Source organism: Natronorubrum halobium, from assembly GCF_051351675.1.
Taxonomy (GTDB): Archaea; Halobacteriota; Halobacteria; order Halobacteriales; family Natrialbaceae; genus Natronorubrum.
The window spans coordinates 3,813,687-3,832,396 of the sequence record NZ_CP195595.1 but is presented as its reverse complement, the minus strand read 5'-3'; the positions used below and the strand labels follow the sequence as shown (position 1 = coordinate 3,832,396).

Here is an 18,710-nt window from a genome sequence, read left to right as displayed (position 1 = left end):
GCTCACGAGACGCGAGAAGAACGAAAATGTCGACCGATGCGTTCGGCGTACTCGTGCCGAGACGGCGCCGATCGATACGGTTGCGTTCGTTACTCGTAGAGCCACTCGGCGTCGTGCTGATCGTAGTCGATCAGTTCGTCGTCGTCGAAGTGGATCGAGATTTCGCGTTCGTTCGCGCCCTCGTCCTCGTGGTCGGCGGCGTGAACGACGTTCCGGCCGAGGTCCAGGGCGTAGTCGCCGCGGATCGTTCCGGGGGCGGCCTCGAGCGGATCGGTCTCGCCGATCATCTGACGGACCTGTCGGGTCGCGTCCTGGCCCTCCCAGACCATCGGGACGACGGGACCGGCGGTGATGAACTCGATCAGATCGTCGAAGAACGGCTTGTCCTCGTGTTCGCTGTAGTGTTCTTGCGCCCGCTCCTCGGGCATGTTGATCACTTTGATCCCGACGAGTTTGAGACCGCGGTCCTCGAGTCGGGAGACGACTTCGCCCACGAGCCCACGCGCGAAGGCGTCGGGCTTGACCATGACGAAGGTCCGCTCGTGGTCACTCATTGTTCGGCCTCGGTCTCCTCGGCTTCCGCTTCGTCGCTGTCCTCCTGTCCGCCCTCGACGTCCTCGAGGTCGCCTTCCGCGGCTTCCTCGGCTTCGCCTTCGACATCCTCGCCCTCGGCGACGTCCTCGTCACCGGCGGGTTCGGAGTCGTCGTCTTCGTCGACGGCTTCCGCTTCGGTCTCGAGGTCGTCGTCTTCGTCGACGGCTTCCGCTTCGGTCTCGAGGTCGTCGTCCGATGCGGCGTCGGCGACCTCGTCCTGGTCAGGTTCCTCGGCAGCGGGCGTGGCGGCCTCGGCTGGCCCCTTGTTGCGGCGACCGTCTTCGGTCCACTCGAGGTCGCGCGGTTCGCGACCGAGCTTGTAGTTTTTCTCCGCCTTCGAGTCGACGAAGTGGAGCACACTGCCGTCCTTGCGGACGTACATGATGCCCGTGCCGGGCTCGATCTCTTCGCCCGTGTAGTCGCAAGTGCGTTTCTCGACCATTGGTTATTGTCCTCCGATGGAGTCGGCCTCGCGGGCGGTCTCGCGAAGCTGCAGTACGTCCCCCTCGCGGACCGGCCCGAGGCAGTTTCGGGTGATGATTCGTCCCTGATTCTCGCCCTCCTTGATTCGGCATTTGACCTGCATGGCTTCGCCGTGCATGCCGGTCTTGCCGACGATCTCGATGACCTCGGCGGGCGTAGAGCCGCTTTCTTCCTCTTCAGCACTCATCTCTGATCACCTCAGTCGAGGTCCTCGACCTTGTCGGCGATGTCTTCGACGTCGTCTCCCGCCTCTCCGGAGTCGACGATCGCCGCGGCGGCCGAGCCGACCTCGAGGCCGGCGGCGTGGCCGACGTCGTCCTGCGTCTCGATGAAGACGACGGGGATGCCCTTCTCGTTGGCGAGTTCGGGCAGGTGCATGACGATCTCCTCGGGGGAGACGTCTTCGGCGACGTAGACGAGATCGGCGTTGCCGCGCTCGATCGCTTTCGTCGTTTCGTTCGTTCCTTTCTTTACGCGTCCTGTGTCTCGTGCGACCTCGAGTGCCTCGAGGGCATCCTCTGCGAGGTCGGCCGGGATGTCGGTTGTTACGTAGACTGACATTGGTTGTTCACCTCTCCTACACGTGGGCTCGCGCTCCCCTGCCGTCCGGGGTGGTCTCACCCCGTGCCGGATCACTTCCGGCGGAAGTCCTGTGAGGCTAGGAGCATCATCAACCCCGCGTAGGGTGTACTACGCCAGTAGCGTTGCCCCCCTTAAAAGCGTGTTCAAACGACCGGGGCTGTGAGATGGGTCCGCACGGGCCGATTGGACAGGGTCTAGACAGACGTGACTGTGACCCGTACCGACCAATCCACGCGCGGAATCCACGGTGCGGTGGCGCGCGTTGGGCCGCGGTGAGCGGAGCGAGGCCGGAACGCAGTGATGGCCTCGAAACGCGAATAGTGCGGGACCGGAGGTCCCGCAGACCGTGCGAACGGCGGCTTTGCCGCCGTGAGCAGACGGGCCGCCGGCCCGCGAGCAGCAATCGGTCGGGGAGGACGTGGCATGACTCAGCTCTTCCATTTACAGCTTCACCGAACGTCTCGAGCGCTGTACTCCGATGCCTATTACTCTCGAGCCCCCAATTCGACCACATGGACGCGGATGTCGTCGAACTCGTCGAGTCGCTGTTCGACGAAGCGACCCGGACGAACGAGCGACGGTTGCTGGTACTCGCCGGCAATCGCGAACGAGGTTACGATATCCTCGAGTCGACCCTCGACACCCTCCCGGTCGCGATCACCGCCACCACGCTCGTCGGCCCCGACGACCGCTTCCGATGTGAACACCTCCCGCAGGCCAACGCGAGCGAACTCCTCGGAACGACTCGAGACGTCGTCGCCCTCGACGCCCACGAGGGACTCCGGCCGAACGCGCTCGGCAAAGTCGTCGGCGCGGTCGACGGCGGCGGCCTGCTGATCCTGCTCACGCCGCCCCTCGAGGACTGGCCGGACCGCAGCGGCGAGTTCGACGAGTCGCTCGCCGTCCCTCCGTTCTCGCTGTCGGACGTCACCGGGCGATTTAGACGGGGACTCGTCGAAACGCTTCGCGCGCATCGCGGAATCGGGATCGTCGACCTCGAGGACAGGACGATCGTCGACGACGGATCGACGAACCCGGCACCGCGACGCAGCCAGGAACAGAAATCGTCGCTCGAGGCGCCGACGAACGCACGATTCCCCGCCGAGACCTACGAGGCCTGTCTCACCGGCGACCAGGTCGACGCGGTGGCTGCGTTCGAATCGCTGCTCGAGGGCATCGAAGCTACCGAACGCGACCAGCCGCGAGCCGTCGTCCTCGAGGCCGACCGCGGCCGCGGCAAATCGAGTGCGGCGGGACTCGCGGCGGGTACGATGGCTGCCGCCGGACTGGACATCCTCGTCACCGCACCCCGATCCCGGAACGCGGCCGAAATCTTCGACCGGGCAGCGGAGCTCTGCGAGACGCTCCCGGACGCCGACGCCACGGTCGACTCCGCCCGGCGCCTCGAGACCGCCGTCGGCGGCCGTATCCGCTTTCTCGAGCCGACCGACGCCGTGACCCGACTCGCGACCGCGGACGTCGTCATCGTCGACGAGGCCGCCGCGCTGCCGGTCTCGATGCTCGAGTCGCTCCTCGACGCCGACCGGGTCGCGTTCACGACGACGATTCACGGCTACGAGGGAGCCGGCCGCGGCTTTTCGGTCCGGTTCCGGGATCGGCTCGCGGAGAGCGATCACGCGGTGGTCGAGCGCACGCTTCTCGAGCCGATCCGGTACGCAGCGGGCGACCCCGTCGAAGTCTGGGCGTTTCGGGCGCTGCTCCTCGACGCCCGGCCGCCGGTCGAGTCGCTGGTCGAGGATGCGACACCCGGGTCGGTCGAGTATCGCTCCCTCGAACCGGACGACCTGCTCGCCGACGAACACCTGCTCCGGGAGGCGTTCGGCCTGCTCGTGCTCGCCCACTACCGCACAGAGCCCAACGACCTCGCGAGACTGCTCGACGCGCCGAACCTCGAGGCCCGCGCGCTCGTCCACGACAGCGGCGACGGTACCGGAGCACACGACGGGAGTCGGAACGGCCGCGTCGTCAGCGTCGCCCTGCTGGCTCGCGAGGGGAACCTCTCGCCGGAGACGCAGGCGATGATGTACGAGGGCGGCCGCGTCCGCGGGAACATGCTCCCCGACGTGCTGACGAGCCAGTTGCGCGACGAATCGGCGGGCGAACCCGCGGGCCTTCGCGTCGTTCGCATCGCGACCCACCACGCGGTGCGGTCCCGCGGACTGGGGTCGCAGTTGCTCGAGTGCATCCGCGAGGAGTTCACGAGCGAGACGCGGCGCGTCTCGGAGGGCGAACGGGACCGACGGTCCCGTGAGGCGATCGACTGGCTCGGCACCGGGTTCGGCGCGACGCCCGGCCTGCTCGAGTTCTGGCGCGAGAACGGCTACCGTACGGTCCACGTCTCGACGACTCGCAACGACGCCAGCGGCGAGTACTCCGCGCTCATGCTCTCCCCGGCGGCCGATTCGGGAACCGACCTCCACGACCGTCACGCCGAGTGGTTCGCCCGGCGGTTCTCGGCCCTCTGTACGGACGCGCTGTCGGATATCGATCCCGACGTGGCTCGCGGACTGCTACGATCAGTCGACGACGCGGCGGCACCGCCGCTCGAGCTATCCGATCACGACTGGCGCGTCGTCGCCGGCGCGGCCTACGGCCCCGGACTGTTCGACGTCGATCCCGGTCCGTTCCGTCGACTCGTCGTCCGCTACTTCGTCGAGGATCCGCCCGAAATCGACCTGACCGAACGTGAGGAACGGCTGCTCGTGCTACGCGCGCTCCAGGGCCGCGACGTCTCGACCGTCGCCGAGCGACTCGAGTACCACTCGACGGGGCAGTGCATGCGCGCGCTCGGCGACGCCGTCCGTCCGCTGGTCGATCGGTACGGATCCGATGCGGCGCTCGAGGAGCGAGGGCGGTTCGCCGACGAGTGAGTGCGTCGAACCCAGTCGTCTCCGACGACGACTCCGCCGTCGACGCCGCCGTCATCGGTGCCGCGGTGAACGGTCGTCGGACGGACGGGAAGACGGGTATTAGGCAATAGAGCCACCGAAACCCGCTTTTAGCACCGCCGCGTATCTTCTCCGTGACTGCCCACGCGACGAGCGGGTTGGAAGCGATGCCACGGTGGAGACGGAACGTGGCGACCGGGATTCTGATACTCGCCGCGCTCAGTGCGCTGTCTGCCTTCGCCGTAGCAGTGTCGGCCGTCCGCGCTGCGGGCCCCGAGACGATCGTCGTCGAGAGTTGGCGCATGTTCGGCTTCCTGGTGTTCGCCGGGCTATTTTTGCTCCTGGCCTATCGCCCTCGAGCGTATCCGGGGATCTGGGAGCTGGTGATCTTCCACAAGGCCGCGATGGCGGTCTTCCTCGTCGTCATTGGGAGTGAAGCGATCGACGGGACGTCGGTCGCCATCGCCGACGGGGTACTCGCGATAGCGCTCGTCGTCGCGTACCTGCTCGTCGAGGGGTATCGAAACTGGGATCAGCTCCGACGTCCGGTTCCCGAACCCGGCGTCTGAAGTCACTCGGATCGACCCGTCTCTCGAGAGGCGGCGAAGCGGATTCAGCAGGGATCGGCGAACCGAATCTCTCGCGAATCGGCTTCCGCAGCGGCGAAGGTGAGAAACCGGGTCCCCTCGTCGGAGAGGGCAGTTCGGGTCCCGCCGGACAGCGGTTCGAACGGTTCGATGAGCAGGGTGGTCGCGTCGTGGTCCCGTTGAACGCTCCAGAACCCGTCGAAGAAGCCGTCGAGGAGCACGCTCCCCTTCCTGACGCGCCCGTCGACGAAGCGCTGACGGTACTCGGCGGATATCAAAGATGGCGAGTCTCAGCGGGCGTCGACTCCCAGTCGTCGTGCCTGCCGTCCTCGTAGGTGACCGGCGCTTCCGCTAGCTCCTCGTCCGTGACATCGTCCAGGCAGGCGACGTTGACGGCGTAGAAGTCGCCGCCGAGTTCGTCTACCGACCCCCGTCCGAACGGTTTGACGCCGCAACGGCTGCAGAAGCGGTGGTGAACGGTGTCACTGCCGACTCGATAGTCCGTCAGCGCGTCCGCACCCCGTCGCAGCCGGAACGCGTCGGCGGTGACGACGACCTTCCAGTATCTCGTCTTGGCGCAGATCGAGCAGTTGCACTTGCTGGTGCCCTCGCTCAGATCGACGTCCGCTTTGAAGCGGATCGCACCGCAGTGACAGCTTCCGACGTGCGTCTCCGTCATTCGCGGATCACCGCACTCAGGTTTTCGAGCGCACGCGACCAGCCCTCGGCGTACCCGTCGACGTTCTCGCTGGCGGAGTAATCACGGTACGGACCGATCTCCTCGTGCGTGAGGACGACCTCGGTCCCGTCGTCGACGTCCCGGAACTCGTAGGTGACGCGGCTCTCTTCTTCCCCCGGGTACTGCCAGGTGTGGACGAGTCGTTCGTTCTCGACTACTTCCACGAACGTCCCCTCGATGTCGGTTCGGCTCTTCCCGTCTACGAAGGTGAGCGAAAGGTCGCCACCGGGCTCCAGTTCGAGGACGTCTATCTTCGTCGTCCCGTCACCTGGGTTGTACCACGCCTCGAGTTCGTCCGAGTCCGTGAAGGCACGGTAGACGCGCTCGAGTGGCGCGTCGAACGTTCGCCGGATCGTCAGACTCGACTCGGCCGTTTCGATTTCGGTCACGGTTCCTCCAGGATCCGCGCGAGGATATCGTGCACCTCGTGTGGCGTTTCTATCGGTCTACTTCGCGTCGTTGAACTCATATGGTCACCTCGAGACGCGGTACCGAAGGTGGGTGACGTCCGGCGACTCGACCACCCTCGTGCGTTCCAGTTCTACGTGCTCGCCATCCGACCGTTCGAACAGGCGAATTCCATCGCCCAGCAGCACGGGCACGAGGTGAATCTGTAACTCGTCGAGCAGCCCCGCCTCGAGACTCTGCTGGATGGTGTTCGCGCCGCCCGCGATCGAGACGTCCGCGTCACCCGCCGCTTCCTTCGCGTGCTCCACGGCGCTCTCGAGCCCGTCGGTCACGAAGGTGAACGTCGTTCCGCCGTCCATCTCGAGCGGCTCTCGGGCGTGGTGCGTGAGGACGAACACCGGTACGCCGAAGGGCGGGTCCGCACCCCAGTGTCCCTCGAACGGATCGTCTCCCCACGGACCCTCGTCGTTGCTGAACATTCGCCGACCCATCACGACCGCACCCACGTTCTCGCTCAGCTCCGCGACGATCTCGTCGTCCTCGTTCGTCTCGCCGCCTTCGAGGCCGTGCTGCGCGCGCCAGCTCTCCAGGTCGTAGATCCACTCGTGGAGCCGCTCGCCGCCGTCTCCCAGCGGGTTCTCGGGACTGTCGTTCGGCCCGGCGACGTATCCGTCCAGCGACGTCGATATGCTCGCGGTCACGGGCGTCACTCCGAATCACCCGCCGACTGCCCGACGTACGTGTCGAGCTTGTCCAGGCTCTGGCTCCATCCCAGTTCCATTCCCTCGAGCGCGTCGGCCACCTCGGGGGTTGCCGTGATGACCTCCGCTTCCAGCGTGAGTTCCGTCGCACCGTCGCGGTCGGCGAACGTCACGGTCTGGCGAACCTCGAGCTGGAACTCGCCGTCCTCATCCTCGAAGGCGCGACTGGTGACGACGAGTCGCTCGGGTTCGTCGACCTCGTGAAAGACGCCTTCGTCCGGGTAGATGGTTCCGTCCGGAGCTTCCATGTCGATACTGAAGGAGCCGCCCGGTCGCACGTCCATCTCGCAGTTGGGTACGGTGAATCCCTTCGGACCCCACCACTGGGCCACCTGCTCGGGGTCGGTCCACGCCTCCCAGACGCGTTCGCGCGGCGCGTCGAACGTCCGCTCGATGGTCAGGTCGTACTCGCTCGGGTCGAACTCGGTTTCGTCGGCCGTCTCGTAGTCTGTCATTGGTCTTCGTCCTCCAGATGGTCTGCGAGCGCGTCGAACCGATCCTCCCAGAACACGCGGTACCGGGTCAGCCAGCCGAAGGCGTCGGAAAGCGGTCTGGCGTCCAGGTGACAGCGGCGGACGCGGCCGTCCTGCTCGACTTCGATGAGGCCCGCGTCCTCGAGCACCTGCAAGTGCTTCGACACCGCCGCCAGGGACATGTCGTGGGGCTCCGCTAGATCGCCGACGCTCTCGGGACCGCCGGCCAGTTGCTCGATGAGCGCCCGTCGGGTCGGGTGGGCCAGCGCCCCGAAGATCGCGTCGAGGTCCGGATCGTTCGACTGTCGTTCAACCATCCGGTTGAATATACGCCGCTGGTATATTTAACTCTTTAGTTAAACATGCATGAATGACCGCATAGGTGCCTGAAAGTGGCCTTCTCGATCCTGTTCGGCCCGATCACCCGCGGGGATCTCGATGGAACGTCGAGGTCCGGTCTCGACCGGGAACGAAGGCACGAGTCACAGCCGAATCACGCACCGAACGTTCGCCGATCGTGTCGGCCCACTCGTCGTCGGCTTCGAGATCGTCCGCGGAGAGACGCCGTCGAGAGATTCGATCCTCAGTCTCTGGTCGAATGCTTTCGAATCACGATCGGAAACGGGAAACGTGGAAACTATCGTGATAGCCGACCCCAGCGCGATCAGCACCCCCGCTCCCTTCCGACATTCCGCAGCTATACCCGACCCGTCGTCGATCGCGTCGCGAAACGACGAACGATCCAGCCTTCAGCCTGCTGCAGCCGGTACTGCAGCGTCGAAAACGGGATATCCAATTCGTCGGCGAGGTCGGTTAGCGAAATGTCGCGCGGCGTCCGATAGTAGCCGTACTCGACGGCGGCTTCGATAGCGACTCGCTGCTCGTGTGAGAGCTCTGCGATAGTGATCGCTTCGTCGGTCCAGTAGGACGGCCGGCCGACCTGCTGAAATCCGAGTTCGAGGTCGTCTCGGAGTTCTTCACGAAGCCCGTCGTAGAGGTCCCCGACGGGAGCGTCGTCACACACGAGGAATCGCCACTCGTATCGGTTCTCCCGCCGTTCGGCGTCGCAGATCAAGCCGTCGCCGAGGTAACAAGACGCGAGATGGGGGATGGACCAGCAATCGCTTCCAGCTGGTTGATAGGTGTAGATCAGTCGGCACGTCGGCGTTCTCACGAGGATCTCGTACTCCCAGTTCGTGTGGCAGTGTCGTCTGCCGATGCACTCGTTGCAGTGAACCGAATCGGTGAAGATGTCGTCCAACCGGTCGAGTGCCGTCTCGGGGCCGGCGATTCGGTCGAGCCGCCATAACCCGTTCGCGGAAACGTGGCACGAAATCGTTCGCGCCTGTGCGCTCGGGTGGTCGATAAAGACGTCCATGACGGGATCGGCCCCTCGTTCGTACTCGATCGTGAAGATGAACTCTCGCATGTGCAGTGTTGGCGTACACCGAACAAGGCTGTTGCGTTCGGTGGGTGAGTTCGGTCGCTGTCCGAGCGTAACAGCCCCTTCAGGACGGTCTCGGCGGACCGAACGGGTCGTAACGAAACGACGAACAGCTGACTCTCAGCAACGAATTCGGTGATCACCGAACGAGAATCCATCGTCGATCGTCTCGAACGGTGAACCATGGCTGGTGACCGTATCCACAGTCGCAGACGGACCGTGCTCGTAGTGGTCGACGATTCGGAACGGTCGCGACGAGCGCTCATCGACGCGGCGGTCGAATTCAGCGGGGACGAGGTCGTCGTTCTCTACGTCCTCGAGTCGTTCGTCGTGAAATCCGTCACCGAGTCCGCAGTTTGGGACGACGAGCACGCGGATCGCCGGGAACGGGAGGCGGAGCGGTTACTCGAGGAACACCGGAAACTCGCCGAGACGTACGGAACAGACGTACGCACCGTGCTCTCACGCGGATCGCCGAACGAAGCGATAACCGAAGCGATCGAAACGTTCGGGGTAGATCACGTCGTCGTGGGTCACCCGAAACGAACGGGTCTCTCTCGGCTCGTACCAGGGAGACTCGCCGAAACGGTACTGGGAGGGGGGCTACTCCGATAATGGGCGACTTCCGTGACCGCCGCGATCGAATCGGGGTGGCGAATGAACGATGAGAAGCTATCGGTTCGGAGCGAGTCGGTCACCGGAACGGACGCGGCCACCGAGGAAGAGACGTCGAGTTCCGTCTCGAGAGATCGGTCGGTCGACGTAACCGACGGCCGGTTATTCAAACCGCTGGTCCTCCTCTCTGCGCCGATCGTCCTCTCACAGGCCCTCGATATCGTCTACTACCTGGTCGATCTCTACTGGATCGGTCACCTCGGGACCGACGCGGTCGCGGCGATGTCCTACTCGTGGCCGGTCATCTTTCTCGTCATCAGTATCGGGCTCGGGCTGACGACCGCGGGGACTGTCCTGGTCGCACAGAACAAGGGAGCCGGCCGGATAACTCACGCGAACACGGTAGCCGGCGGGACCGTCTCGTTCGTGACGACCGTCTCGATCGCGCTCGCGATCACCGGGTACGTGCTCACGCCGTGGTTGCTCGCACTCGTCGGCGCGACCCCCGGCACGGAACCGCACACGCTCGCCGTACGGTACACGCGCGTCACGTTCCTCGGTCTGGTGCCCATGTTCTGGTTCTTCGTTTTCGACTCGGTCTCCCGCGGCTGGGGCGATACGAGAACGCCGCTCAAACTGATGGGAGTCAGCGTGTTCGTCAACGTCCTCGTCGATCCGTTCTTCATCCACGGCTTTTCGGCCAACCCGATCTTCGACCGGGTCGGTCTCTACTCGGTGGAAGCGACGCTCTACGCGTGGACGGGATTCGCCGGCGCCGGCGTCGAAGGGGCCGCCGTAGCGACCGTTCTCTCTCGATCGATCGCCGCCGCGCTCGGCCTCTCCCTCCTCTTTTCCGGCCGGGTCGGACTCAAGGTCACGCTCGAGACCCTCCGATTGGGGCGATCGACGCTCGCAGAGATCGTCACGATCGGCGTCCCGACGGCGGTCGAGATGGGCTTTCGCGCGAGCGGCATCGCGATTCTGACGGCGATCATCGCGATCGAAGGCGACGCCGCCGTCGCGGCGTACGGTATCGCCGAATACCTCGCGGCGCTCCTGTTCTTACCGGCGCTCGGGCTCGCGAGGGGGACGGAGACGACCGTCGGGCAGAATCTCGGAGCCGATCAGGTGACGCGTGCGAAACACGCGGTGTACCTGAGTGCGGGAATGGTGGTCGTCGTCTTCGTACTCGTCGTCGCGGTCGCCTATCCGTTCGCGGAATCCATCGTCAGCGTCTTTCTCGCCGGCGAAACGAGCGACGGTTCCGCCGAGACCATCGTCGAGATGGGAGCCGCGTACGTGTGGATCGTCGGCCCCGCGATAATCTTCCTCGGCGTCTTCCAGGTGACGCTCGCAGCGTTTCGCGGAAGCGGTAACACGAAACTCGCGATGGTACTGTCCGTCCAGGAACTGTGGCTGTTCCGTCTGCCGTTGAGTTACGCGTTCCTCGTGTGGTTCGAGATGGGTATCGTCGGCGTCTGGTACGCGATCGCGTTGTCGTACGTCGTCTCGACGGCGATCTCGGCGGGGTGGTTCCGCCGGGGAACGTGGGTGACGTCCCCCTCGCTGTGAAGACGGGACGCGAACCACCTCGTTCCGGAGACGGGAGCTATCGTCGCGCTTCGCTCGCCGGGTGCGTTGGCGAACGGTTGGCCCCCTCATTCACTGGCGTCGAACTCACCCGAGTACCGCCATCAGGATCCGGTATTCGACGTCGTCCGTGCCGAAACGCGTCGCGTAGAACGTCGAGCTAACCCACGTCCTCCAGACCGGAACGAACAGCGCGACGAACCCGAGTACACCGGTCCACGAGAGATCGTCGTGGAGCCCGTGAGCGAGTTGGACGATGGCGACGACGAAGACGAGATCCAAGCACAGTTCCAACCGCGTCGCGTGGCGGGTGTCGACGGCAGTACCCTTCGTTCGCAACCGAGGCGGCCGAATCCGCGACTCGAACACCCTCCGCGACTACGACGGTGCTACCGGCGGGTGGGTAGCCCTGCCGGATGAGCGTGCACCCTCGAAGGGCCGATCTACCGGTCCAAGAACTCCTCCAGCACGGGGACGAGCGCCTCCGGTTCGACGTCGTGCGTCTGACCTTCCAGCGAGCGGTACTGCGCGTCCGGCAGGGCGTCCGCGACCGCTCGCGTCGCGTTTCGCGCCCACTCGGGGCTCTCCGCGCCGTCCAGCACGAGCGTCGGCGCCGTGACGGACGCCAGCCGTTCCGTCGGCAGCGACCCGTCGCCGACGACGGCCGTGTCGTAGGCGAGCGTCGGCGCGAGGGCTTCGAACGACGACCACATCGGCGAGGAGTGCAGACCGGCGACGGCGTCGGCAGGCATCCCGACCGCCGACGTCAGGAAGTACTCGACCGCGTCGCCCCGGCGATCGGCGGAGATGAGGTCCTCGAGTCGCGACGCGAACTCCGCCGGCGGTCGGGGACCGTCCTCGTCGACCCGGAACGGCGGCTCGTACAGCGCGAGTTTCTCGACGGCGAGTCCGTGAGCCGCGGCCTCGAGGGCGAGGACCGCGCCGGAGGACATCCCGAAGACGGACGCCGAGCCGCCGGCGTCGTCGACGAGCGCCTCGAGGTCCTCGATCTCGCGTTCGACCGCGTACGGTTCCACGTCGCCGCTGTCTCCTCGTCCGCGGCGGTCGTAGGTGTAGACGGCAAACTGCGGCGCCAGCAGCGCGGCCAGCGGCGCGCCCGCAGAGCGGTCGGTGAGCGCGCCGCCGACGACGATCAGCGGGGACCCCTCGCCGGATCGCTCGTAGGCGATGTCGGTGCCGTCGTTCGAACGCACGTTACCTGTTCGGCTGCTGTGTGTAGTGCTCGTCATGGGTGGTCGTCTCCGACTGCGGGCGTCTCTCCGTCGATACCGGCCGTCGGTAGCGTGTTCGTGGGTACATAGAGAACGCGCCTGAACGGCATAAAGGCGCCTCTCGGAGTCGTCGCGGCGCCTTCGGCCCTGCGTTTCGACGAGACGCCAGACCGACGCTATCCGGTGTCACAGCGTCGCGGCGTCCCGTCGACGTGGAGCCGCGATGCCCCGCCAGGCGGCCGTCGAGAGTCACCGTCGACGGCGAGTGAAAGTGAGTCGAGAGCCGACGTAACGCACGATATCGGCCACCTCGAGACCCCGTTCGTCCACTTTCACTCCGCCCGTGGCGCGAGTATATACGCTCAGAGAGCCTATGAAAGAATGAGGGAGAGTCGATGAGTAATTCTATCACGTTCGAGAGACGATCAGTGCGTCCCACCGCTTCCGATCGGCCGCGAGCCGTCACCCCGGAGGTCGTCGGATGACGGAACACGAATCCTCGAGGAGTCCCGCCGCGTTCGTCGGGCTCTCGAGTCTGTCAGAGCCGTTCGCGACGGAATCGGACCGCGCGGCCACCACGTCGGAGAACGGCACCGCCGACCGAACTGCCGGAGGCGAAGCCGTCGGGAGCGTCGACGATGAGGGTGAAACAGCCCTCGCGGTCGAAACCGAGGGACTCGTCAAACGCTTCGGCGAGACGACGGCCGTCGACGGGATCGACCTGGCGATCCCGTCGGGCGGCGTCTACGGCCTGCTCGGCCCGAACGGCGCCGGGAAGACCACCACCATCCGGATGCTCGCGACGCTGTTGCGTCCCGATTCCGGGACGGCGCGCGTGTTCGGCGACGACGTGGTGCGCGACGCCGACGCCGTTCGCGGACGGGTGAGCATGACCGGCCAGTTCGCGTCGGTCGACGAGGACCTCACCGGCCGCGAGAACCTCGTCCTGCTTGCGCGACTGCTGGGCTACTCGCGGTCGGGAGCCAGGGCGCGGACGGCCGAACTGCTCGAGGCCTTCGGGCTGACCGACGCGGGATCCCGACAGGTGAAGACCTACTCGGGCGGGATGCGCCGGCGCCTCGACATCGCGGCGAGCATCGTCGTCACGCCCGAGTTGCTGTTCCTCGACGAGCCGACCACCGGCCTCGACCCGCGAAACCGCACCCAAGTGTGGGAGATCATCCGCGCGCTCGTCTCGAACGGAACGACGGTGGTGCTGACCACGCAGTATCTGGAGGAGGCCGACCAACTCGCCGATCGGATCGCCGTCATAGACGACGGCCGCATCGTCGCCGAGGGGACGCCGAGCGAACTCAAGGCGTCGATCAGTTCGGGCGTCCTGGACGTCCGCGTCCGCGATCCCGATCAGCGCGAGGAGGCCAGACGGACGCTGACCCGGATCCTCAACGTCCCCGTCGATCTCGAGGCCGATCCGGCGGCGCTGTCGGCCCGCGTCGAGGAGACCGATCGCATCGCCCACGCGTTCGTGGAGCTCTCTCGAGCCGAGATCGAGGTGACGGAGTTCGCGCTGGGCCAGCCCAGTCTCGACGAGGTGTTCCTCTCGCTGACCGATCGGCCGGATCGAGAGTCCGAAACGGCAACTGCGCCCGCGGTCGCGGACGCCGAGGAGGGATCGCGATGAGCGACGAGCCCGCGACCGCCGAGCCCGACGTCGAAACGCTCCGGTCGGTGGTGTCGGACCGGCAGCGCCCGCCGCGGCCGAGCGCCCTGTCCGCGTCGCTCACGTTCGGCTGGCGGGCGCTGCTGAAGATCAAGCACGTCCCCGAGCAGCTGTTCGACGTGACCGTCTTCCCCGTCATGTTCCTGCTGATGTTTACCTACCTGTTCGGCGGCGCGCTCGCGGGATCGACGAGCGCGTACCTGCAGGAACTCCTGCCGGGAATTCTCGCCATGACGGTCGTGTTCATCACCATCTACACCGGCGTCACGCTGAACGACGACATCGACGAGGGCGTCTTCGATCGGTTCCGCACCCTGCCGGTCTGGCAGCCCTCGGTCATCGTCGGCGCGCTGCTCGGCGACGCCGTCCGCTACATGATCGCCTCGACGATCGTCGTCGGACTCGGGCTGGTGCTCGGCTTCCGGCCCGACGGCGGCGCCGTCGGCGTGCTCGCGGCGGTCGCGCTCTTGCTGGTGTTTGCCTTCAGCCTCTCGTGGATCTGGACTGCGCTCGGGTTCGTCATGCGCAGCCCCGAGTCGCTCATGGGCGTGAGCATGATGATCATGTTCCCGCTCACGTTCGTCAGCAACATCTTCGTCGACCCGTCAACGTTGCCCAGCTGGCTCGAGGCGTTCGTCGACGTCAACCCCTTCAGCCACCTCGTCGTCGCGATGCGGGGGCTGATGCACGGGTCCGCGACGGCTGGCGAAATCGGGACGGTGCTGCTCATGTCGGTGGTATTCGTTGCCGTCTTCGGGCCGCTCACGATGTACCTGTTCCGCAACGAAAACTAGGGGCTCGATGGGCGCAGATCCGCGGCACCGACTCCACGAAAATGCTACTTTTTGACGGGTTCTCGTGGAATTGTCGACGACAGGTGCGAACTGACCGCGACGATCAGCGGTAACAGTGTATACACGACCCCTCTCAACACGACGCGATTCCGATTCCGACGCCGAACGTAATATCAATCCTATATTACAAGATATCGAATATGATTGGTCACTCGAGTAGTTCGACGGTCCCGTTCGTTCCGTCGACGCGGATCCGCTGTCCGGTTTCGATACGTCGAGTCGCCTCGGAGACCGACACCACCGCTGGCAGCCCGTATTCGCGTGCGACGAGCGCGCCGTGGCTCATTCGGCCGCCGACTTCGACGACCATTCCCGACGCGTTCAGAAACAGCGGCGTCCAGCCGGGATCGGACGACGGTGCGACGAGGATCTCGCCCTTCTCGATCGTCTCCTCGGTGGGGTCGCGAACGACTCGAGCGCGACCTTCGACGACGCCGCCCGAGACGCCGGTCCCGACGAGCGCACCGTCCGGGACGTCCTCGCGGTCGCGCTTCGGGCTCGGCGCTTCGCCTTCGCTGGTCAACACCGGCGGTGCGTCCATCGACGCGTAACATTCGAACTCGGCGCGTCGAACCCCGATGTCGACCTCGATCGGGTCGCCGGCCAGCGCGGCGAGGAGTTCGTCCGCTCGGAGGAACCACACGTCTTCTGCGGCGTCCAGCGTTCCCTGAGTGGCGAGCGTTTCGCCGGCCTCACGCAGCACGTCGCGCCACGCCGCGAACATGTACGCGGCCCCCTGTTTCGGGTACTCGCGCGTCTGGATGTATCCGCGATAAGTCCGAACGAGTCGACGGACCAGTCGCCGCCGAATCGGTCCGAGAGCGCCCCGATCGGCCCTGTGCTCGAGTCGCCTGGCCGACGCGATCGCCTCGCGCTGCATCTGTCGGACGTGCTCGCGGTGTTCGCCGGCCGCCCCGTGTTCGAGGTTCGCTCTGACCGTCGCGATCAGTCCGGACGGGTCTTCGCACCATCGGGGACGGCTGACGTCGATTTCGCCGGTCGCCCGGTGACCGAATTCCGCCAGGAACTCCTCGAGAGCAGCCGCGAACACCTCGCCGCCGTCCACCGATTCGATCTCCTCGAGGGAGGCGTCCCGTCGGAGTGCATCGGCGACCGCGGGGTGAGCGCGAGCGACGTCCGCGAGATCCCCCAACCCGAGGTTGATGCGCGTCACCACTTCATTGGGAAAACCCCGGCCGACGGCGTTGACGTCTTCGGGAGCGTCCGGGAAGAGTCCCGCCAGCACCTCACCGGCTATCAACGCCGCGAAGAGCGGGCCGGCGGGCGGGAAGTCGATCGCTTCGTCCAGGGAATCGAAGACGGCGCGAACGCGGTCGGCGGTGTCGTCGGTGGCTCGGACCGCCGCGGCGATGTTCGTTCCCCAGGCGGTCCACTTGGCTTCCTCGTTCGCCGGCAGGGCGGGGTCCCCGACGAACGCGCCGGGGAGGCCGTCGAGCATCGACGAGACGAACGGCACGGACGCCTTCGTCGCCGTCCACGCCGACCCGGCGAGCGTCGGAGCGGCGGCGACCGTGTCGACCACCGACCGATCGTCGCGAAACGCATCGCCGCGTCGCTCGAGGAGATCCTCGAGCGCGTCGCCCATCGGTTCGCTGGTTCCCGCCATGTAGTTCGGAACGCCGTTTCGGACGCCCGGGGTCCGCAAGAACGTCGTCACGTCCATGTAGACGCGACCTCCCGCCTCGGCCGCCCACTGCGTTTCGGCCCCGAATCCGAACTCGGCGAATGTCGTCTGCGTGTACGACAGCCAGATGTCGCGAACGAGCGGCGGCATCGCTTCCGCGAACGCCTGGGCGTGTCCCAGACTCACGTAGACGTGCAGGCGATCGTCGTCGGGTTCGGGCGACGGAACGGGAAACAGCGACGTGATCGGTCGCGATTGCACGAGATAGACGTCCCCGTCCTCGAGACACCACTCGACGTCCTGGGGGCGTCCGAACAGTTCCTCGACGTCCTCGCCGAGCGCCGCTAGCGTTCGAACCTGTTCGTCGGTGAGGACGCGCTTCGTTCGATCGCGCGGTCGAAGCTCGATCGTCTCGGTTCCGCCTTCGGGATTCGAACGGACGGCGACGCGCTGGTCGTTGACCTCGTAGTCGACGATATCGGCGGATCGAGTGTCGAATCGGACTGAGTCGGCGGTCGCCGCGCCGGAGACGAGCGCCTCGCCGAGGCCCAGGCCGGCCTCGATCGACGTGATTCGACGGTTCCCAGTCGTCGGATCGGCGGTGAAGAGGATCCCGGACGTGTCGGGCTCGAGCATCCGCTGCACGGCGACCGAGAGCGCGACCTCTTCGTGTGAGATGTCGTTTCGGGCGCGGTACGCGATCGCGCGGTCCGTAAACAGACTCGCCACGCACGCGCGGACCCGATCTACGAGATCGTCGATCCCGCGAACGTTGAGGAACGTCTCCTGCTGCCCGGCGAACGACGCCTCCGGGAGGTCTTCCGCCGTCGCGCTCGAGCGAACGGCGTACGCGTCCTCGGGCCCGCTCGCGTGCTCGTCGTAGGCGTTCTCGATCGCATCGCGGACCTCCGCCGGCACCTCAAGGTCGCGGATTCGTTCGCGAACGGCCGCTCCGGCCGCCGCGATCGCTTCCGTGTCCGTCGGGTCGAGGTCCGAGAGCTCGCCGATCGAGTCTCGGAGCGCCTCGTCGTCGACGAGTCGTCGGTAGGCGACGGTCGTCACGCAGAACCCCGACGGAACCGGCATCCCCGCAGCGGTGAGTCGAGCGAGATTCGCGCTCTTGCCGCCGACGAGCGCGCGGTCGGTCGCTTCCGGATCCGTCAGGGAGACGACGTAGGGGCCGCTCGTCCGGGGACGATCCCGGTCAGTCATCTGCCGTCTCCGTCGTATCTGAGTCCCGCGTCAACCCCGCCGCGACGGCGGCGATGAGGGTATCTCGGACGGCGGGGTATCGATCTTCGCCGATCTGTTCCTTCTGCTGGACGAGTCGGGTGGTCGCCCGGATCGCGTGCGCGACGGCCTCGGGATTCGCACCCACGACTCTCCCCTCGTCGTACCAGCGCTCGATGTACGGCAGGAACACTTCGACCGACTGCGCTCGCTTCTCCGAGAGTTCGTCGTCCGAGACCTGGTTTCGCAGGTACGTGACCTCGTCCTCGAGAATGACCTTCCGGAGAAGCGGGTTCGATTCGAGCTCGTCGAGGGTTTCCTCGAGCAGCGTCGCGATCGCCGTTTCCGGATCGTCGTGCGTCTCGAAGGAAACGCGCAGCAACCGGGGGATCAGTTCCTCGGCGTATCGCTCGAGGATATCGAGGTAGAGGTCCTCCTTGGAATCGTAGAACTGGTAAAACGTCCCGGTACCGATCCCCGCCGATTCGGTGAGTTCCGTGATCGTCGTCTTGCGCACCCCCTGACGAGCGAACCGCTCGCGCCCGGCGTCTCGAAGCGATTGGCGAACCCGTTCTCGCTTCTCGTCAGTAAAGGTCGGCACGATCGTCCTCCAGTTTCTCCGACTTCGGCACTCGTGAGCGAGTGAGCGCGCGTTCGAACGCGATCCCGACTCGATCCGTCCGCGTGGGCTTCATGCCACTGGGTAGGCCGTATGAATATTTGGAGTTTTCGTTCAGATGTTCAGATCCTCGGCGACCGTCGAACTCCTCGAGATCGCTTTTCGTGCACAGATCGGCGATCGGTGCGGTCAGACCGCCTTCGCTTCGGGCTCGAGTGGCGCTTCGCTCGCGAAGGTGACGACCCGATGCGTAACCATCCGCGG

General features: G+C 65.9%; 20 protein-coding genes and 1 pseudogene. 6 read left to right on the top strand and 15 right to left on the bottom strand.

The genetic code is table 11. The features are described from left to right. Positions 1 to 89: 89 nt before the first annotated feature. From ndk to rpl7ae, 4 genes and pseudogenes are all read right to left on the bottom strand, one after another. Complete coding sequence (gene ndk, locus ACSFC7_RS19080; RefSeq protein WP_436344394.1) at positions 90 to 554, bottom strand: nucleoside-diphosphate kinase; 465 nt, start codon at positions 552 to 554, stop codon at positions 90 to 92. Between the two features lie 80 nt (positions 555 to 634). After that, positions 635 to 1,036: pseudogene (locus tag ACSFC7_RS19075) on the bottom strand (50S ribosomal protein L24e); the annotation flags it as partial. Positions 1,037 to 1,039: 3 nt separating this feature from the next. Next, on the bottom strand, positions 1,040 to 1,264 hold the full coding sequence (locus ACSFC7_RS19070; RefSeq protein ID WP_006064297.1) for a 30S ribosomal protein S28e: 225 nt from the start codon (positions 1,262 to 1,264) through the stop codon (positions 1,040 to 1,042). Between the two features lie 11 nt (positions 1,265 to 1,275). Continuing rightward, on the bottom strand, positions 1,276 to 1,638 hold the full coding sequence (rpl7ae, locus tag ACSFC7_RS19065) for a 50S ribosomal protein L7Ae (protein WP_436344393.1): 363 nt from the start codon (positions 1,636 to 1,638) through the stop codon (positions 1,276 to 1,278). A gap of 533 nt (positions 1,639 to 2,171) precedes the next feature. Between rpl7ae and tmcA the strand changes: the two genes are divergently transcribed. Together tmcA and ACSFC7_RS19055 are read left to right on the top strand one after the other, a co-directional pair. Next, positions 2,172 to 4,550, top strand: coding sequence for a tRNA(Met) cytidine acetyltransferase TmcA (gene tmcA, locus ACSFC7_RS19060; protein ID WP_436344392.1), 2,379 nt, complete (start codon positions 2,172 to 2,174; stop codon positions 4,548 to 4,550). Positions 4,551 to 4,756: 206 nt separating this feature from the next. Further along, positions 4,757 to 5,137, top strand: a complete 381-nt coding sequence (locus ACSFC7_RS19055) for a hypothetical protein (protein ID WP_436344391.1) — start codon at positions 4,757 to 4,759, stop codon at positions 5,135 to 5,137. 44 nt (positions 5,138 to 5,181) lie between these two features. Here ACSFC7_RS19055 and ACSFC7_RS19050 read toward each other — a convergent pair whose 3' ends face one another. The 7 genes from ACSFC7_RS19050 to ACSFC7_RS19020 all read right to left on the bottom strand — a co-directional run bounded on the left by ACSFC7_RS19050 (position 5,182) and on the right by ACSFC7_RS19020 (position 8,965). Then, entirely contained in the window at positions 5,182 to 5,433 is a 252-nt protein-coding gene (locus ACSFC7_RS19050) for a DNA glycosylase AlkZ-like family protein (RefSeq protein ID WP_436344390.1), read from the bottom strand. Then, positions 5,430 to 5,834, bottom strand: a complete 405-nt coding sequence (locus ACSFC7_RS19045; RefSeq protein ID WP_436344389.1) for a GFA family protein — start codon at positions 5,832 to 5,834, stop codon at positions 5,430 to 5,432. Before ACSFC7_RS19045 ends, ACSFC7_RS19050 begins: the two co-directional genes overlap by 4 nt. Further along, on the bottom strand, positions 5,831 to 6,283 hold the full coding sequence (locus tag ACSFC7_RS19040; protein ID WP_436344388.1) for an SRPBCC family protein: 453 nt from the start codon (positions 6,281 to 6,283) through the stop codon (positions 5,831 to 5,833). The genes ACSFC7_RS19045 and ACSFC7_RS19040 overlap by 4 nt, the downstream gene beginning before the upstream one ends. 84 nt (positions 6,284 to 6,367) lie before the next feature. Further along, complete coding sequence (locus ACSFC7_RS19035; RefSeq protein ID WP_436344387.1) at positions 6,368 to 7,003, bottom strand: dihydrofolate reductase family protein; 636 nt, start codon at positions 7,001 to 7,003, stop codon at positions 6,368 to 6,370. Between the two features lie 5 nt (positions 7,004 to 7,008). After that, positions 7,009 to 7,518, bottom strand: coding sequence for an SRPBCC family protein (locus ACSFC7_RS19030; RefSeq protein WP_436344386.1), 510 nt, complete (start codon positions 7,516 to 7,518; stop codon positions 7,009 to 7,011). Next, on the bottom strand, positions 7,515 to 7,853 hold the full coding sequence (locus ACSFC7_RS19025) for an ArsR/SmtB family transcription factor (protein WP_436344385.1): 339 nt from the start codon (positions 7,851 to 7,853) through the stop codon (positions 7,515 to 7,517). Before ACSFC7_RS19025 ends, ACSFC7_RS19030 begins: the two co-directional genes overlap by 4 nt. A 380-nt stretch (positions 7,854 to 8,233) precedes the next feature. Continuing rightward, positions 8,234 to 8,965 carry a helix-turn-helix domain-containing protein gene (locus ACSFC7_RS19020; protein ID WP_436344384.1) on the bottom strand — a complete coding sequence of 244 codons (732 nt, stop codon included), beginning with the start codon at positions 8,963 to 8,965 and terminating at the stop codon, positions 8,234 to 8,236. A 198-nt stretch (positions 8,966 to 9,163) separates the two neighbouring features. Between ACSFC7_RS19020 and ACSFC7_RS19015 the strand changes: the two genes are divergently transcribed. Then, a complete protein-coding gene (locus ACSFC7_RS19015) occupies positions 9,164 to 9,595 on the top strand; it encodes a universal stress protein (RefSeq protein WP_436344383.1) in 432 nt (143 codons plus the stop codon). A gap of 42 nt (positions 9,596 to 9,637) precedes the next feature. Then, positions 9,638 to 11,167, top strand: coding sequence for an MATE family efflux transporter (locus tag ACSFC7_RS19010; RefSeq protein WP_436344382.1), 1,530 nt, complete (start codon positions 9,638 to 9,640; stop codon positions 11,165 to 11,167). A 105-nt stretch (positions 11,168 to 11,272) separates the two neighbouring features. Here the strand turns inward: ACSFC7_RS19010 and ACSFC7_RS19005 are convergent, their stop codons facing one another. Then, the gene (locus ACSFC7_RS19005) at positions 11,273 to 11,524 is read right to left on the bottom strand and encodes a low temperature requirement protein A (RefSeq protein WP_436344381.1); all 252 of its coding nucleotides are present in this window, start codon (positions 11,522 to 11,524) and stop codon (positions 11,273 to 11,275) included. Between the two features lie 104 nt (positions 11,525 to 11,628). Continuing rightward, positions 11,629 to 12,435, bottom strand: a complete 807-nt coding sequence (locus ACSFC7_RS19000) for an alpha/beta fold hydrolase (protein ID WP_436344380.1) — start codon at positions 12,433 to 12,435, stop codon at positions 11,629 to 11,631. A gap of 463 nt (positions 12,436 to 12,898) precedes the next feature. Here ACSFC7_RS19000 and ACSFC7_RS18995 point away from each other — a divergent pair, with 463 nt between their 5' ends. Beyond that, positions 12,899 to 14,059 (top strand): ATP-binding cassette domain-containing protein, encoded by a 1,161-nt coding sequence (locus ACSFC7_RS18995; protein ID WP_436344379.1) that lies wholly within the window; start codon positions 12,899 to 12,901, stop codon positions 14,057 to 14,059. Further along, on the top strand, positions 14,056 to 14,892 hold the full coding sequence (locus ACSFC7_RS18990; protein ID WP_436344378.1) for an ABC transporter permease: 837 nt from the start codon (positions 14,056 to 14,058) through the stop codon (positions 14,890 to 14,892). The genes ACSFC7_RS18995 and ACSFC7_RS18990 overlap by 4 nt, the downstream gene beginning before the upstream one ends. Before the next feature lie 208 nt (positions 14,893 to 15,100). Here the strand turns inward: ACSFC7_RS18990 and ACSFC7_RS18985 are convergent, their stop codons facing one another. Continuing rightward, entirely contained in the window at positions 15,101 to 17,809 is a 2,709-nt protein-coding gene (locus ACSFC7_RS18985; protein WP_436344377.1) for a PEP/pyruvate-binding domain-containing protein, read from the bottom strand. Further along, on the bottom strand, positions 17,802 to 18,428 hold the full coding sequence (locus ACSFC7_RS18980) for a TetR/AcrR family transcriptional regulator (protein ID WP_436344376.1): 627 nt from the start codon (positions 18,426 to 18,428) through the stop codon (positions 17,802 to 17,804). The genes ACSFC7_RS18985 and ACSFC7_RS18980 overlap by 8 nt, the downstream gene beginning before the upstream one ends. Between the last annotated feature and the right edge of the window lie 282 nt (positions 18,429 to 18,710).

What these genes read in the sequence shown, in the direction of transcription:
- ACSFC7_RS18995 (WP_436344379.1), top strand. Translation starts at nt 12,899, where the DNA reads ATGACGGAACACGAATCCTCGAGGAGTCCCGCCGCGTTCGTCGGGCTC.
- ACSFC7_RS19020 (WP_436344384.1), bottom strand. Translation starts at nt 8,965, where the DNA reads ATGCGAGAGTTCATCTTCACGATCGAGTACGAACGAGGGGCCGATCCC.
- ACSFC7_RS19045 (WP_436344389.1), bottom strand. Translation starts at nt 5,834, where the DNA reads ATGACGGAGACGCACGTCGGAAGCTGTCACTGCGGTGCGATCCGCTTC.
- ACSFC7_RS19000 (WP_436344380.1), bottom strand. Translation starts at nt 12,435, where the DNA reads ATGACGAGCACTACACACAGCAGCCGAACAGGTAACGTGCGTTCGAAC.
- tmcA (WP_436344392.1), top strand. Translation starts at nt 2,172, where the DNA reads ATGGACGCGGATGTCGTCGAACTCGTCGAGTCGCTGTTCGACGAAGCG.
- ACSFC7_RS18990 (WP_436344378.1), top strand. Translation starts at nt 14,056, where the DNA reads ATGAGCGACGAGCCCGCGACCGCCGAGCCCGACGTCGAAACGCTCCGG.
- rpl7ae (WP_436344393.1), bottom strand. Translation starts at nt 1,638, where the DNA reads ATGTCAGTCTACGTAACAACCGACATCCCGGCCGACCTCGCAGAGGAT.
- ACSFC7_RS19030 (WP_436344386.1), bottom strand. Translation starts at nt 7,518, where the DNA reads ATGACAGACTACGAGACGGCCGACGAAACCGAGTTCGACCCGAGCGAG.
- ACSFC7_RS19070 (WP_006064297.1), bottom strand. Translation starts at nt 1,264, where the DNA reads ATGAGTGCTGAAGAGGAAGAAAGCGGCTCTACGCCCGCCGAGGTCATC.
- ACSFC7_RS19025 (WP_436344385.1), bottom strand. Translation starts at nt 7,853, where the DNA reads ATGGTTGAACGACAGTCGAACGATCCGGACCTCGACGCGATCTTCGGG.
- ACSFC7_RS19015 (WP_436344383.1), top strand. Translation starts at nt 9,164, where the DNA reads ATGGCTGGTGACCGTATCCACAGTCGCAGACGGACCGTGCTCGTAGTG.
- ACSFC7_RS19010 (WP_436344382.1), top strand. Translation starts at nt 9,638, where the DNA reads ATGAACGATGAGAAGCTATCGGTTCGGAGCGAGTCGGTCACCGGAACG.
- ndk (WP_436344394.1), bottom strand. Translation starts at nt 554, where the DNA reads ATGAGTGACCACGAGCGGACCTTCGTCATGGTCAAGCCCGACGCCTTC.
- ACSFC7_RS18985 (WP_436344377.1), bottom strand. Translation starts at nt 17,809, where the DNA reads ATGACTGACCGGGATCGTCCCCGGACGAGCGGCCCCTACGTCGTCTCC.